Genomic DNA, 13,212 nt, shown 5'->3' on the forward strand with positions numbered 1-13,212 from the left:
CGCGGCGAACGTCAGAGGTACTGGCCGGTGCCGGAAATGCCCGGTCCGTGCTCGTGCCCGTGGCCGGCGGCGGCCGCCCCCGACGGACCCGCCGGGAGGCCGCGGCGCATCTGCTCCAGCTGGACCCGGGCCGCCATCTGCTGGGCGAACAACGCCGTCTGGATCCCGCTGAACAGGCCCTCCAGCCAGCCCACCAGCTGGGCCTGGGCGATCCGCAGCTCCGCGTCCGACGGCGTCGAGTCGTCCGTGAACGGGCGGACCAGGCGCTCCAGCTCGTCCTGCAGCTCCGGGGCCAGCGCCTTCTCCAGCTCGCGGATCGACGTCTGGTGGATCTCGCGGACCCGCGTGCGGGACGCGTCGTCCAGCGGGGCCGCGCGGACCTCCTCCAGGAGCTGCTTGATCATCGTGCCGATGCGCATCACCTTCGCCGGCTCTTCGACGAGGTCGCCCACCGACTCCGGGTGGTCGCCGTCGACGGGGGCGCTGCCCACCGGTGTGCCGTCCGGTCCGACGACCACCACGTGGGGTGAAGATTCGTGCCCCGGGTCACCCGCTGTGAAGTTCGGCTCGGTCATGTGCTCCATCCTGGCTTGCGTTCGACACGCTCCGCGACACCCACGGGGTGTCCGTCTCCGAGCGTAGCCGCAAACCGGGTTCCCGGTGGCTCTCCACCCAACCCCGGACGCACGGCGAAACCGCACGTCCGTACGGTGTCCCCATGGCGTTCGACGTCGCTCGTATCCGTGGGCTCTTTCCCGCGCTGGGTGACGGCTGGATTCACTTCGACGGCGCCGCCGGAATGCTGGTCCCGGAACAGGTCGCTTCGGCCGTGTCCACGGCGATGCGCGCCCCGGTGTCCGGGCCGGGCGGAGCGTTTCCGGCCTCACAGCGCGCGGAAAGCATCGTGACCGCGGCCCGCCGGGCCGTGGCCGACCTGGTCGGTGCCGACCCGGCTGCCGTCGTGCTCGGGCCGAGCGCGCCGGTCATGCTGCGCCGGCTCGTCGACGCGCTCGCCGAGCGCTGGACCATCGGCGACGAAGTCGTCGTGTCCCGGCTCGACGAACAGGCGAACCTGGCGCCCTGGCAGCGCGCCGCCAAGCGCGTCGGCGCCGTCGTGCGCTGGGGCGAAATCGACATCGAGACCTGCGAGCTGCCCGCGTGGCAGTACGAGCAGCTCGTGTCCGCGCGCACCAAGGCCGTCGCCGTCACGCTCGCGTCCGGCTCCGTCGGCACCCGGCCGGACGTGCCGACGATCATCGAGTTCGCCAAGCGGGTCGGCGCGCTCGTCGTCGTCGACGCCACCTACGCCGCGCCGTTCCTGCCGCTCGACATCAACGCCCTCGGCGCCGACGTCATGGTCGTGTCCGCGCAGGCCTGGGGCGGCCCGTCGGTGGGCGCCCTCGTCTTCCGCGACCCCGAGCTCATCGAGCGGATCCCGTCGGCCTCGCTCGACCCGATGGCCCGCGGCGCCGCCCGCCTGGAGCTCGGCCCGCACGCCTATCCGCTGCTCGCCGGGCTGATCGCGTCGATCGACTACCTCTCGGGCCTCGACGACGCCGCCACCGGCTCCCGCCGCGAGCGCCTGGTCACCTCGCTCGGCTCGGCGAAGTCCTACCACGCCGGGTTGCTCGCGCAGCTGTCCACGGAACTGCTGTCGCTGCGGCACATCATGGTCATCGGCAACGCCATGCGCCGGATCCCCGCGCTCGCCTTCGCCGTCGCCGGCAAGAAGGCGCCCGAGGTCGCCGAGTACCTGGCGACGCAGGGGTTGTGCGCCTTCGCCGACGACGGCACCAGCGGCGTCTTCGCGTCACTCGGCGTCGGAGAAGTGGGCGGTGCCGTGCGGATCGGGCTCGCCCACTACTCCAACGTCTTCGAGATCAACCAGCTCGTGCGGGTCCTCGAAGAGCTGCGTTAGGACTTCGCCGCCAGCAGGACCTTGCCGAACACGCTGCCCTCTTCGAGGACGCGGTGCGCGGTCGAGGCCTCGGCCATCGGCACGACCTGGCCGACGATCGGCTTGACCAGACCGTCGGAAACCAGGGGCCACAGCCGCTCGCGGACGTCGGCGACGATCGCCGCCTTCTGGTCCAGTGGCCGGAAGCGCAGGCCCGCCGCGAACACCGAGGCCCGCTTGCCGAGCAGGGCGCCGACGTTCAGCTCGCCCTTGACCCCGCCCTGCATGCCGATGACGACCAGCCGGCCGTCCTGCCGCAGCGCGTCGACGTTGCGGCCGAGGTAGGACGCGCCCATGTTGTCGAGGATGACGTCCGCGCCGCCGGTCTCCTCGCGGAGCACCTCGACGAAGTCGGCCGTCTTGTAGTTGATCGTGATGTCGGCGCCGAGCTGGCGGCAGCTTTCGAGCCGGTCCGGCGAGCCCGCGGTGACGGCGACGGTGGCGCCCAGCGCCTTGCCGACCTGGATGGCGTGCGTGCCGATGCCGCCCGCGCCGCCGTGGACCAGCAGCACCTCGCCCTCGCCGAGCTTCGCGTGCATCACGACGTTCGCCCACACCGTGCAGGCCACCTCGGGCAGCGCGGCCGCGGTGATCAGGTCGACCTCGCCCGGCACCGGCAGCAGCTGAGCCGCCGGGACGACGGCCTTCTCCGCGTAGCCGCCGCCGGCCAGCAGCGCGCAGACCTCGTCGCCGACGGCCCAGCCCTCGACGCCTTCGCCGAGTTCCGCGATCGTGCCGGAGCACTCGAGGCCGAGGGTTTCGCTCACCCCGGGTGGCGGCGGGTAGTGGCCCTGGCGCTGCAGCAGGTCCGCGCGGTTCACCGCGCTCGCCGCGACCTCCAGCAGAACCTCGCCGGGACCGGGCCGCGGGTCCGCGACCTCCGCCCACTCGAGAACGTCCGGGTCACCTGGTTCACGGATGGTGATCGCGTACATGTGTCGACTGTATACCGCGGCGAAAGGACCCGCCGAAAGGCGCATTGACGGACTTCGCAAATCGAACAAAGGTGAGCAACCATGTCACTCTTTCGAAGTAGATTTCTCCCGCCGGTGGCCATCGCCGCCGGCGCGACCCTGGTGCTCGGCCTGACCCCGGCCGCCGCCGCGAACACCCTCCCCGACGGTCCCGCCCTGGCGAAGCAGCTCGTCAACAAGGTCGGCGTGAACGGTGTCAACCGGCACCTGATCGCGCTCCAGCGGATCGCCGACAGCAACGGCGGCAACCGGGCGGCGAGCTCCGCGGGCCACGCGAAGTCCGCCGAGTACATCGCGACCAAGCTCGAGGCGGCCGGCTTCCAGGTCACCCGCCAGGAGTTCCCCTTCACCTTCTCCGAGACGCTCGCCGAGCGGCTGACCGCGGGCGGCGCGGACGTCCCGATCATCGCCATGTCGTACACGACGTCGACGCCGGTCGGCAGCATCACCGCGCCGCTCGCCGTGATCGCCGTGGACGACACCAGCGGCTGCGAGGCCACCGACTACACCGCGGACGTCGCGGGCAAGATCGCGCTGATCAAGCGCGGCGGCTGCTCGTTCGCGCAGAAGCAGCAGACCGCCGCGGCGGCGGGCGCGGTCGGTGCGGTCATCTACAACAACACCGACGGGCCGGTGAACGGGACGCTGGGCGGCCCGGAGAACGCGCGGATCCCGACCGGGGGCGTGACGGCGGCCGCGGGGGCGCAGCTGGCCGCGCTCGGCGGGCAGAACGTGACGCTGGAGCTGCGCACCATCCAGGAAGCGCGGACCAGCTACAACGTCATCGCCGAGACCAAGACCGGCCGCAAGGACAACGTCGTGATGCTGGGGTCGCACCTCGACAGCGTCACGGACGGCCCGGGCATCAACGACAACGGCACCGGCTCGGCCGCCCTGCTCGAGACGGCGCTGCAGCTGGGGAGCACCCCGAAGGCCAACAACGCCGTCCGCTTCGGCTTCTGGAGTGCGGAGGAGTTCGGCCTGGTCGGCTCGACCTACTACGTCGACCAGCTGAGCTTCGAGCAGCAGCTCGACATCGCGCTGTACCTGAACTTCGACATGATCGGCTCGCCGAACGCCGGCTACTTCGCCTATGACGGCGACAACTCCGACGGCGTCGGCGCGGGTGCCGGCCCGTACGGCTCGGCGCAGATCGAGAAGACCTTCGTCGACTTCATGCAGGCCGCGAAGGGTGTTGCGCTCGAGGGTTCCGACTTCACCGGCCGTTCCGACTACGGCGAGTTCATCGCCGTCGGCATCCCGGCGGGTGGCCTGTTCACCGGGGCCGAGGTCCTGAAGACCCCGGCGCAGGCGGCGAAGTGGGGCGGCACGGCAGGCGTCGCGTACGACCCCTGCTACCACCAGCCCTGCGACAACCTCGGCAACGTCGACCGGGTCGCGCTGGAGCGCAACTCCGACGGCGTCGCCTGGGCCCTCGGCGTCTACGCGACGAGCACCGAGAGCATCAACGGCGTGAAGCCCGGCCAGGCCGCGGCGAAGTCGCTGACGGCGAAGAAGCGCTCCGCGCAGCGCTCGTTCACGGCGCACGCCGTGGCGGGTGACCCGCACGCGCTGGCTTCCTGACCCAAGCGCCCCAATGTGGCGTTCGGTGCGTCAGACGCACCGAACGCCACATTGGGTGCGCTGGACGCAACCAACGCCACATTGGGGCGCTTGCTAGCCGAGGTTGTTCGTCCCGAACGTGTCGCAGCGGGCGGGCTCGCCGGTCTGGAAGCCGGTGGTGAACCACTTCTTGCGTTGCGCGGACGTGCCGTGGGTGAACTTCGAGCGGTCGACCTGGCCGCCCCCGAGCTTCTCCTGGATGTAGTCGTCGCCGATGCGGGACGCGGTGTCCAGCGCGGAGTCGATGTCGTCCTGGGTGACGTCGGTGATCAGCGGTTTGCCGCTCTCGGTCGGCGTCGTCGAGGCGTGGTTGGCCCAGACGCCGGCGTAGCAGTCGGCCTGCAGCTCCAGGCGCACCGAGCCGGACGTCGGGCCGGTGCCGGTGCCCTTGCGGGACGTGCCGAGCAGGTTCTGCACGTGGTGCCCGTACTCGTGGGCGAGCACGTACGCCTCGGTGAAGAGACCGCCCTGCGCGCCGAAGCGGGTCTTCAGCTCGTCGAAGAAGGTCAGGTCGATGTAGACCTCGGAGTCGGCCGGGCAGTAGAACGGCCCGGTGTCGGAGGTCGCGCTGCCGCAGCCGGTGCGCACGCCGCCGTTGAAGAAGTTCGTCGGCGCCTTCCGGTAGGTCGAGCCGGAGCGCGCGAACTGCTGCGTCCAGTAGTCCTGGACGGAGTTGACGACCGCGACGATGGCGCAGTCGTGGTTCTTGTTGGCGTCCGCGCCGGTCTTGCACTCACTGGCCAGCTTCGAGTTGTCGACCGCCTGGCCAGACCCGACGCTGCCCAGCCCGCCGCCCAGGTCGCTGCCGCTCGGCACGCTGACCCCGCCCAGCTGGGACAGCACGAAGTAGATGATCACGCCGACGATCCCGAGCCCACCGCCGCCGAGCGCCACGCGGCCGCCGATCCCGCCGCCGCCTCCACCGCTTCCGCGCAGGTCCTGGACTTCGGAGGCGTCCAGGCCGGCGTCGTCGTCGAATCTCACCCGGAAAATACTAACGAGCCTGGGTGCGGCCGTCGCGCTGACGGGCGCACCCAGGCTTGTACCGAGGTATGTCATTGGTCGAGCGGTTGGCCGCTTCCGGGGCCGGCGTTCAGGCGCTGTCGTCACGGCTTCCGAGGCCGTGACCGGAGCCAGACCCGACCGACGCCGTATGCGTGATGCGCATGGAAGCCCGCTCTCGGCTGTTCACAATCGCGGCCGACCCGGTAGGTTTCCGTTCCGGTCGCGGGGACGCAGCTGGCGGTCAACCGCGAGAATCACCCGCCACACAACCACCTGACCTCTCCTGGCGGGGAGCCAAGCCGGCACGTCGCCGTCGCCGCGCCGCCTACCCTGGCCGACCATCCGCCACAAGCAGAATGCGCCTTTGCGGACCGAGTCTCAACCTTTTCGTAACCCCACCTTCGGGCGATGTTGCGCCGGGGTTTTCAACGGCCGACGGATCGGCGTCGAAGCGCGCGGTTCGTTGATCAGCGTTCTACGCTGCCTTATGACCGAGGAGCGTGCGGTGCGGTGGTTGAACGATGCCGAGATGGCGGCGTGGCGCTCCTACGTCGTGTCGACGCTCCTGCTGCGGCAGCGGCTGCACCGGGAGCTGGCCGAACGGCACGACGTGTCGCTGACCGACTACGAGGTGCTCGTCTGCCTGCAGTCCCAGCCCGGCCGGCGGATGCGGATGTCCGAGCTGGCGATGTACATGGGGTCGACGAAGAGCAAGCTCTCGCACCAGGTGGCCAAGCTGGAGGAGGCGGGCCTGGTCCGGCGGGCGCGTGACCCGGAGGACAAGCGCGGCGTGATCACGGAGGCGACCGACGAGGGCCTGGCGCTGCTGGAGAAGGCCGCGCCGACGCACGTGGAAGGCGTGCGCGAGCACCTCATCGACCTGCTGAGCCCGCAGGAGCAGGCGACGATCGCCGCGGCGTTCGAGCGCGTGCAGGCGCACCTGCTGGAGGCGGAAAGCTGAGCCCGGGCGCTCAGAGCGGTAGCGGTGGGATTCGAACCCACGGAGAGGTTGCCCCCCCCGCCTGCGCCCGGAGCAGGTGCGACGCGTAGTCGCCGACCGGTCGCGGCGGCGGTGCTGGGCGAGAGACAGCCGTCGAACTGCGCTCCGGGGTTCGCCGCCCGCCGTGCCGACGTCGTCGTTCGCGGGCTACGGCGCGCGGCGCCGGGTTGTTGTTCGTGGACGTCATCGTGGCTCATGGACCCGTCCGGCGTGAGAGTCCGGGTTTGGCCTGGCGGGATGATCAGCATGATGCTAACCTCCCCAGGCGTATTCGATCCTGACTGGGGAAGGCTGGATTCTATTTCGCGTTTTGCCATGCATTGAAATCGGCAACTCATGCGTTATCTGCTTGAATGAGCAGATAACGAATTCCATCTGCAATTCTCAAGGGGGGAATTGTGAAGAATCTTGTGAAGACATTCATTGTGGCCGGGGCCGCAGTGGGGGCGTTGGCTGTTCCGGGTGTCGCGATGGCTGCTCAGGGCGGCACCGCGGCGCCGTCGACCGGTGTCGGCGTAGCGGATGTCAACAGCAAATGGTGCGGCCACAACTACAACAGCTGTGTCATTGAGCGGAGCCAATTCGCCCGATACTACAATGTTGGGCCGCTCGAGTACTTTCCTTATGACCCCAGTTGCGCGGGTATCTGCTACAGCGGCTACAGGTTCTATTACTGGCCTAAGTGATTGAGGCGGCGGTGGGACGCTTCGGCGTCCCACCGTGTTTCACGCGCTGGGCCGGCTGAACCCCTGTCGGGATCTGCGGAAACCGAGTCGGCGCCAGTCCGCACGGTCAGGGGTGCGCGGCCCATCGGCACCGGCTGTGCTCAGGTGCTCGCCGAGGGCGACCACCTCGCACACATGTTCGAAGTTGTCCCCAAGTTGTCCCCACCTGTGGATAAACGCATGTCCGATCGCTTCATCTCGTGGCTACGCACGAGTGGCTCACCCGCGTACTGCTCGGCTTGGCGCAGCTGCCGACCTGCCGCAGGCCAGACGGCTACCCCGCCGTAGGCGACGCCGGTTGGCATAACGACTTCGGCGCTCGGATACCCTGATCGGCAAGCCGGGTAGCGTGTCCGAGCGGCCTAAGGAGTGCGTCTTGAAAACGCATGAGGGTTGATCCCCTCCGTGGGTTCGAATCCCACCGCTACCGCACGGAACGAAGGTGCCCCGCATCCAACCCGGGTGCGGGGCACCTTGTCGTTCAGGCAAAGACACGCGGTCGGGCGTGCGGTTCCCACCCGAGCAGGACGAACCCGACGCCGTCGCGGTAGGCCGGATACCTGCCGGCGGGTACGGGATGACGTTGTCCGGCAGGCTGTCGAACGGAAACCACTCGACCCCCTGAGCACGTGTCGGCTCACGGTTGACCGGCCCGGAGCCGTGCACGGTGTGCACGTGGCGCAGGTCCGTCGGTTCGATCAGCACGCTGACCTCCACGAGCGTAGCCGACGGCCCGAGGCAACCCCGGCCGTGGCTCCGGCGTGCTCACGGCATGCGGACGCGATGGGACCCGGACGGCCCCGGCCGGCGGCAGGCGGCCCCTGGCCCGCCGGTGACGGTGTTCTCGGTGCTCTGCCTGGCGATCGTGCTGGTGTCGTTCGGTGGCCTGATCTTCCTCGGGGTCACGTTCAAGGAGCGGGCCGGCTCGCTCGTGGCGCCGGCGACCGTGGAGCGCGTGCTCAGCGTGGGCCGGGTCGCCGCGCGCCTCGACGACGGGCGGCGGCTGGACGTGGTGACCGACACCAGGTTCAACCGCCGCACGCGCACGACGTCCGGCCCCGGCTACGTGCCGGGCCGCCGCATCGAGGTGCGCTACTGGCCGGGGAAGGCCGAGCCGCCGGCCGACACCGCCGGTGAAGTCCGGGTGCCGGGACCGTGGATCTTCGCCGTGCCGGCTGCCGGGCTGCTGCTCGGGATCGCCGGCCTGCTGGTGCCGAACCGGCCGCTCAGGTCCAGGTCAACGTGAGTGCCGCACCCGTCTCGATTCGAATAGTCGGCCCCGTCACCCCCTGTCGCTTCGGAGAGTGTTCGGACCGTGGTAGCTTGCGCGTCTACTTTGGACGTTGGGAGCGCCTGATGGGTGTGTCGGCACTGCTGGACCCTGCTTGTGTCGAACTACCGCATCAGCACCTGGTCGACCGGCAACTGTGGTCTCGGCTCGTGCGCAGAATCCACGCTGACCTGGAGTTTCAGCACGCGTTCGGCAAGGAGCGGCCGGACGCTGCCGTCCGCTGGGCTGAGCGCGTACTCGATCAAGCGCTGGCTTTTCTCGTATTGTGCGCAGATGGTCAAAACGGACCTTACGCTCCGTCAGCATTGGTGGACATCGGCTGGCACAACTTCCTCATGTACACGGCCGAGTACGCAGAGTTCTGCGCGCGCCATGCTGGTCGGTTCATTCACCACCGGCCCAACGATGACGAGGCGGGCTCCGAAGTGCCGCTTGTGGCGCACACGGCCGCGAGCATGCGGGCTCTCGGGCTGGTTGTCGATGACGAGCTGTGGCCATCGGAGGCGCTGGGGGAGAAGTGCTACGCCTGCTCGGATGGCGGTTGTCGCAGCTAGTCGGTGAGCGCTTCGTCCAAGTCCTTGAACAGTGTTCGGCGCGGTATGCGGTAGCTGACATGGTCTCCGTTGCAGGTGGTGAGGCTGACCTCGGCCCACTCCCCGTCGATGTTCTTGCGGTGCTCGAACCAAGAGCCTTCTGTGCTCTCCCCGGAGTCTGCCTGCTCGGTTGAATGGTCCACGGTGGCTTCCTTTCGGCTTTTGGAAGAGTTACTGTTTGGTGCGGAACTGGGTAAGTGCGAGTTGCAGCGCTTGGGCGAACGCGCCGCCGATGGCGACATCATAGGTTTGGTGGAACACTTCTGTCTCCAGTGAATCCACGCAGAGAAACCCGATGATCTCCAGGTCGCTCTTGTGCCCCGTGGACACGTCGCCCGCGCGCCCGATAGGCCAGACGATCGTCGATCGGTAATCGAACTCGCCTGCTTCTATCGTCTTCTCGTCCCAGTGGGAGTTGCGGTAACCCTTGCTGATCGCGGCAACGAGATCGTTGCAGAAGAACTTGGGTTCATTGTGCAGGAATATGTGTTTGAAGTCGGTGTTGTCGCTGATTCGGTCCGGTCGGTTGCTTGGTTCCGGGGAGTTGTGATCTCGGCAAAGCGTCGAAACCGTGAGGTCGCCAGTTGGTCCGTTCGGGGCTGCGACCAGTTTGATCGACGATCTGCACGTGACTCCGGTGATCAGGGTGAACGCCTCCGAGAAGTAGCGGAGAGACTCCTGTAGGTGCAGTCGAAATGCTTCTGGTGAGGTGTCGCCCCGAAGGTGATTCCAAGATGCCTCGGCCACATCAGAGTACGCTCGTCTGAGGGGGAGCATGGCTGGTCCGTACCGCATCTCGCGCTGCGCGGCTTCGATCTGCTCCTGGTGTTTCTTTGCCTCGTTGAGGTAGTCGTCCTGGTATTTTTTCACCTGAGCGATGTAGCGATTCTCCTGGCGGATCATGAGAATGATCAAGGTAGTGCAGAGTACGCAAATGTAGACTGATAGGACCGCAGCTGGTGTCGACAACGAACCAGTGATCACGAAAGCGACGATCGAGGCGATCGGGAAGACCAAGCCGGTGATGGCGGCGAGCCGCGCCATCACTGACCAGAGTCGCGACTCCTGGTTGCCGAGCCAGTCCGGTACTCGGTTCACGAGCGGCTCCTGATGCGTCGGTCTCCCTGGAAAGCCATGCTCCGACCTAAGTCGTGCCTGGTCATTGCCGGGTTACACAGTCATCCGGGTGGGCTGCCTTCACTCCTCTGCGTGACAAAGAGAACCTCGTAGGTTACCTGCCGCGATCGGCTTCGCGTACCTCCGATGGAGTCAACAGACCGCCTTCAAGTCCAGGTCAACGTGAGTGCCGCACCCTGGGCACGGCCCGCTTCGGCGGCCGGCGTGCGGGTGGCCGGGTCCAGCGGGTTGTCGCCGACCGCGGCCTGCGAGGCCTCGTCCGGGGTGATCAGCGCGACCTCCGCGCCCGCCGCGCGCAGGTCGTCCAGCACCTGTGGCAGTGGCTTCTCCATCGGCAGCGGGTTGTCGACGCCCAGCGGTGCGATCACCGTCACGCGCCGGTGGCCCGCCGCGTAGTCGGCGTTCTCGGCCGAGCGGACGCCGCCGTCGACGTACCGGCGGCCGTCGATGGTCACCGCCGGCCAGACGCCCGGGACCGCGCAGCTCGCCGCCACCGCGTCGACCAGGGGAACGCCGGACTCGCCGTCGAAGCGGCGGGGCTCGCCGGTCTCCGCGTCCACGGCCACGATCACGAGGCGCTGCCTCGGCCACTCGTGCACCGGCAGCCTCCCCTCGATCACCGCGCGCCTTTTCGCTTCGGACACCGTTTCGGCCGCCAGCGCGAGCTTGCCGACCGCCCGCCGCACCTCGGCCGGGTCGGTCGTGCCGGTGACCGCGCCGCCGAAGTCGGCGGCGAACTTCTCGAAGTCGATGTCGGCCGGGATCTCCGGTGCCTGCCGCGCCGGGTCGGCCTGGCGCGCGTACAGCTCGTCCAGCGAAAGACCGCTGGTGACCTGGGCCGCGACGACCGAGCCCGCCGACGTGCCGACGAGCAGGTCTGCACCCGTCAGGTCCTGGCCGTGGCCGGCCAAGCCCGCCAGCAGCCCCGTTGTCCACGCGATCCCGGCGACCCCGCCGCCGCCCAGCACCAAAGCCTGTCCGTTCATCCGGGCAGCCTAACGACGGGGTCCGACAGTTTCCGGCCGCCGGGTTTACCCTCCAGGTCGACGAGAGGGGCGGCGATGACCGCGAGGATCGAAGGCTTCCACCACGTCAAGTTCCCCGTGCGCGACCTGGCGCGCAGCCGCGAGTGGTACGAGCGCGTGCTGGGCCTCGACGTCACCCACGAGTTCCCGGACGCCGACGGCGTCGTGCGCGGGGTGGCCGGGAGCGTCGACGGCGTGCCGGTGGCTTTGCGCGTGCAGGAGAAGGCCGCGGCGGGGCTCGCCGGGTTCGACCCGGTCTGCTTCTCGATCGCCGACCGCGCGGCCGCCGAGGCGTGGATCGCCCGGCTCGACGAGCTCGGCGTCGAGCACCCGCCGCTGTTCGAAGCCACCACCGGCTGGATGGTCCGCTTCACCGACCCCGACGGCACCGAAATCCGGCTCTACAGCCTGTCCGCGGACGACGGCGTCGACCACACCGGAGAGCAGGGCTACGCGCAGCGCCTGCCATGACTCAGGGCCGGCGCAGGGCCTTCGCGGCGATCCGCGCCTGCACCTCCGGCCGGCGCAGCGGCGGCACGGTCGCCGGCGGCTGGCGGCGCTCGGGCAGCTGCGCCAGCAGCCGGGCGGTGATCTCGGTGATTTCGGCGACCGCCGCCTCGAACGGCTCGCGCGTGGCGTCCGACAGGGACTGCACGCCGGTGACCTTGCGGACGTACTGGCGGGCCGCGGCCTCGATCTCCTCGCCCGTCGCGGCCGGCTGGAGCCCCCGCAGGGTGGTGATGTTTCGGCACATGCCGCCCAGGGTAATGCTTTTCGCGGCCTTCGATCACACGGTCGGGTAGGCCCGGCCCGGTGTCGTTGACGCCCGATCCGGCGCTGGGCAAGGTCGGGGAAGTGCCTCTCAGACCGCGCCCGTTCCGCTCCGCCCGCCCCGAACCCGGCATCCTCGAAGAAGAACCGCCGGAAACCCCGATCCCGGAACAGGCCTGGCCCCGCGTGCGGGCCGACGAACTGGTCACCCTCGTCGCACACGTCTTCGCCGCGCACGGTCTCCCCGAAGCGCGCGCCCGGACGGCCGCCGAAGCGCTCTGCCACGGCGATCTCACCGGCTCGCCGGAGACGGGGGTCGCCGAGCTGACCCGCGTGCACCTGCCGCTGCTGAAGAACGGCCTGGTCGTGCCGCACGCCCAGCCGCTGATGATCGCCGACCGCGGGGCCGCCGCGCTGATCGACTACCGCCGCGCGCCGGGCCTGTGGGCGGTCGGCGACGCGATGGACAGGGCGGTGGCGCGGGCCGGCCGGTTCGGCGTCGGGCTCGTGTCGCTGCGCGGGATCGGGCCGTTCGGCCGGGCCGGGCACCACGCCGCGCGGGCCCTGCCGCACGCCATGATCGGGCTGGTGCTCGCCGCCGGCGGGGAGCCCGGCCAGCCGATGAACCCGCTGGGCATGGCGGCGCCGGGTGGCGCGTATCCCGAGTTCGTCTTCGACATGGACCGGCCCGGTGCCGAAGCGGCCGGGTTGACTCTGCTGGTCGAGGTGCTTGCCGGGGTGCTCTGCGGCGTTGCCGACCATGAGCACGACACCGGGCTGCTGGTGCTGGCGATCGCGCCGACGACGTTGCGCAGTGCCGATGGGTTTTATCGGGCGGCGAGTGCGTTGTTCGGCAGCATGCTCGGGTGGGAGGGGGGTGCGCCGATTCGGTATCCGGGGTGGCGGGAGGCTCAGCATCTTGAGCAGTGCCGGGCCTTGGGGGTGCCGCTGGCCGGGCCGGTGCGGCGGGAGCTGGACGCGCTCGCCGCCGCGCTCGGCCTGCCGTCCCTGACCAGCGTGGGGTGACCCAAGCGCCCCAATGTGGCGTTCGGTGCGTCCAGCGCACCCAATGTGGCGTTCGGTGCGTTGGACGCAACCAACGCCACATTGG

The 13,212-nt window shown here is 69.4% G+C and carries 15 protein-coding genes and 1 tRNA gene; 9 read left to right on the forward strand and 7 right to left on the reverse strand.

Annotated elements, in window-relative coordinates:
- Nucleotides 1-11: 11 nt before the first annotated feature.
- Nucleotides 12-584 (reverse strand): bacterial proteasome activator family protein, encoded by a 573-nt coding sequence (locus BLW76_RS08765; protein ID WP_091305329.1) that lies wholly within the window; start codon nucleotides 582-584, stop codon nucleotides 12-14.
- Between the two features lie 134 nt (nucleotides 585-718).
- Here BLW76_RS08765 and BLW76_RS08770 point away from each other — a divergent pair, with 134 nt between their 5' ends.
- Nucleotides 719-1,918, forward strand: a complete 1,200-nt coding sequence (locus BLW76_RS08770; protein WP_004558816.1) for a cysteine desulfurase-like protein — start codon at nucleotides 719-721, stop codon at nucleotides 1,916-1,918.
- Here BLW76_RS08770 and BLW76_RS08775 read toward each other — a convergent pair.
- Complete coding sequence (locus tag BLW76_RS08775; protein ID WP_091305330.1) at nucleotides 1,915-2,892, reverse strand: NAD(P)H-quinone oxidoreductase; 978 nt, start codon at nucleotides 2,890-2,892, stop codon at nucleotides 1,915-1,917. The two genes, BLW76_RS08770 and BLW76_RS08775, sit on opposite strands and share 4 nt — an antisense overlap.
- 81 nt (nucleotides 2,893-2,973) lie before the next feature.
- On the opposite strand from BLW76_RS08775, the gene BLW76_RS08780 reads away from it, so the two are divergent.
- Complete coding sequence (locus BLW76_RS08780; RefSeq protein WP_208613240.1) at nucleotides 2,974-4,515, forward strand: M28 family metallopeptidase; 1,542 nt, start codon at nucleotides 2,974-2,976, stop codon at nucleotides 4,513-4,515.
- A gap of 93 nt (nucleotides 4,516-4,608) precedes the next feature.
- Here the strand turns inward: BLW76_RS08780 and ypfJ are convergent, their stop codons facing one another.
- Nucleotides 4,609-5,538, reverse strand: a complete 930-nt coding sequence (gene ypfJ / locus BLW76_RS08785; RefSeq protein WP_091305331.1) for a KPN_02809 family neutral zinc metallopeptidase — start codon at nucleotides 5,536-5,538, stop codon at nucleotides 4,609-4,611.
- A 526-nt stretch (nucleotides 5,539-6,064) separates the two neighbouring features.
- Between ypfJ and BLW76_RS08790 the strand changes: the two genes are divergently transcribed.
- The 5 genes from BLW76_RS08790 (at nucleotide 6,065) to BLW76_RS47600 (ending at nucleotide 9,129) form a co-directional block, all read left to right on the forward strand.
- Nucleotides 6,065-6,520: a MarR family winged helix-turn-helix transcriptional regulator gene (locus tag BLW76_RS08790; RefSeq protein ID WP_091305332.1), complete on the forward strand. Its 456-nt coding sequence runs from the start codon at nucleotides 6,065-6,067 to the stop codon at nucleotides 6,518-6,520.
- A 437-nt stretch (nucleotides 6,521-6,957) separates the two neighbouring features.
- On the forward strand, nucleotides 6,958-7,245 hold the full coding sequence (locus BLW76_RS47595) for a hypothetical protein (protein ID WP_143060552.1): 288 nt from the start codon (nucleotides 6,958-6,960) through the stop codon (nucleotides 7,243-7,245).
- 382 nt (nucleotides 7,246-7,627) lie between these two features.
- A tRNA-Ser gene (locus BLW76_RS48360) sits at nucleotides 7,628-7,714 on the forward strand.
- 342 nt (nucleotides 7,715-8,056) lie between these two features.
- Nucleotides 8,057-8,530 carry a hypothetical protein gene (locus BLW76_RS08795; RefSeq protein ID WP_091305333.1) on the forward strand — a complete coding sequence of 158 codons (474 nt, stop codon included), beginning with the start codon at nucleotides 8,057-8,059 and terminating at the stop codon, nucleotides 8,528-8,530.
- A gap of 77 nt (nucleotides 8,531-8,607) precedes the next feature.
- On the forward strand, nucleotides 8,608-9,129 hold the full coding sequence (locus BLW76_RS47600) for a glycine-rich domain-containing protein (protein ID WP_143060553.1): 522 nt from the start codon (nucleotides 8,608-8,610) through the stop codon (nucleotides 9,127-9,129).
- Here BLW76_RS47600 and BLW76_RS08805 read toward each other — a convergent pair.
- From BLW76_RS08805 to BLW76_RS08815, 3 genes are all read right to left on the reverse strand, one after another.
- Entirely contained in the window at nucleotides 9,126-9,311 is a 186-nt protein-coding gene (locus BLW76_RS08805; protein ID WP_091305335.1) for a hypothetical protein, read from the reverse strand. The two genes, BLW76_RS47600 and BLW76_RS08805, sit on opposite strands and share 4 nt — an antisense overlap.
- 28 nt (nucleotides 9,312-9,339) lie before the next feature.
- Entirely contained in the window at nucleotides 9,340-10,266 is a 927-nt protein-coding gene (locus tag BLW76_RS08810; protein ID WP_143060554.1) for a hypothetical protein, read from the reverse strand.
- A gap of 185 nt (nucleotides 10,267-10,451) precedes the next feature.
- Nucleotides 10,452-11,291 carry a patatin-like phospholipase family protein gene (locus BLW76_RS08815; RefSeq protein ID WP_167384520.1) on the reverse strand — a complete coding sequence of 280 codons (840 nt, stop codon included), beginning with the start codon at nucleotides 11,289-11,291 and terminating at the stop codon, nucleotides 10,452-10,454.
- Nucleotides 11,292-11,366: 75 nt separating this feature from the next.
- Between BLW76_RS08815 and BLW76_RS08820 the strand changes: the two genes are divergently transcribed.
- A complete protein-coding gene (locus BLW76_RS08820; RefSeq protein ID WP_091305337.1) occupies nucleotides 11,367-11,801 on the forward strand; it encodes a VOC family protein in 435 nt (144 codons plus the stop codon).
- 1 nt (nucleotide 11,802) lies between these two features.
- On the opposite strand, the gene BLW76_RS08825 is transcribed toward BLW76_RS08820, so the two are convergent.
- Nucleotides 11,803-12,084: a DUF2277 domain-containing protein gene (locus BLW76_RS08825; protein ID WP_091305338.1), complete on the reverse strand. Its 282-nt coding sequence runs from the start codon at nucleotides 12,082-12,084 to the stop codon at nucleotides 11,803-11,805.
- Between the two features lie 101 nt (nucleotides 12,085-12,185).
- On the opposite strand from BLW76_RS08825, the gene BLW76_RS08830 reads away from it, so the two are divergent.
- Nucleotides 12,186-13,127: an Ldh family oxidoreductase gene (locus BLW76_RS08830; RefSeq protein ID WP_244170092.1), complete on the forward strand. Its 942-nt coding sequence runs from the start codon at nucleotides 12,186-12,188 to the stop codon at nucleotides 13,125-13,127.
- Nucleotides 13,128-13,212: the final 85 nt, after the last annotated feature.

This window comes from Amycolatopsis tolypomycina, from assembly GCF_900105945.1.
Classification (GTDB): domain Bacteria; phylum Actinomycetota; class Actinomycetes; order Mycobacteriales; family Pseudonocardiaceae; genus Amycolatopsis; species Amycolatopsis tolypomycina.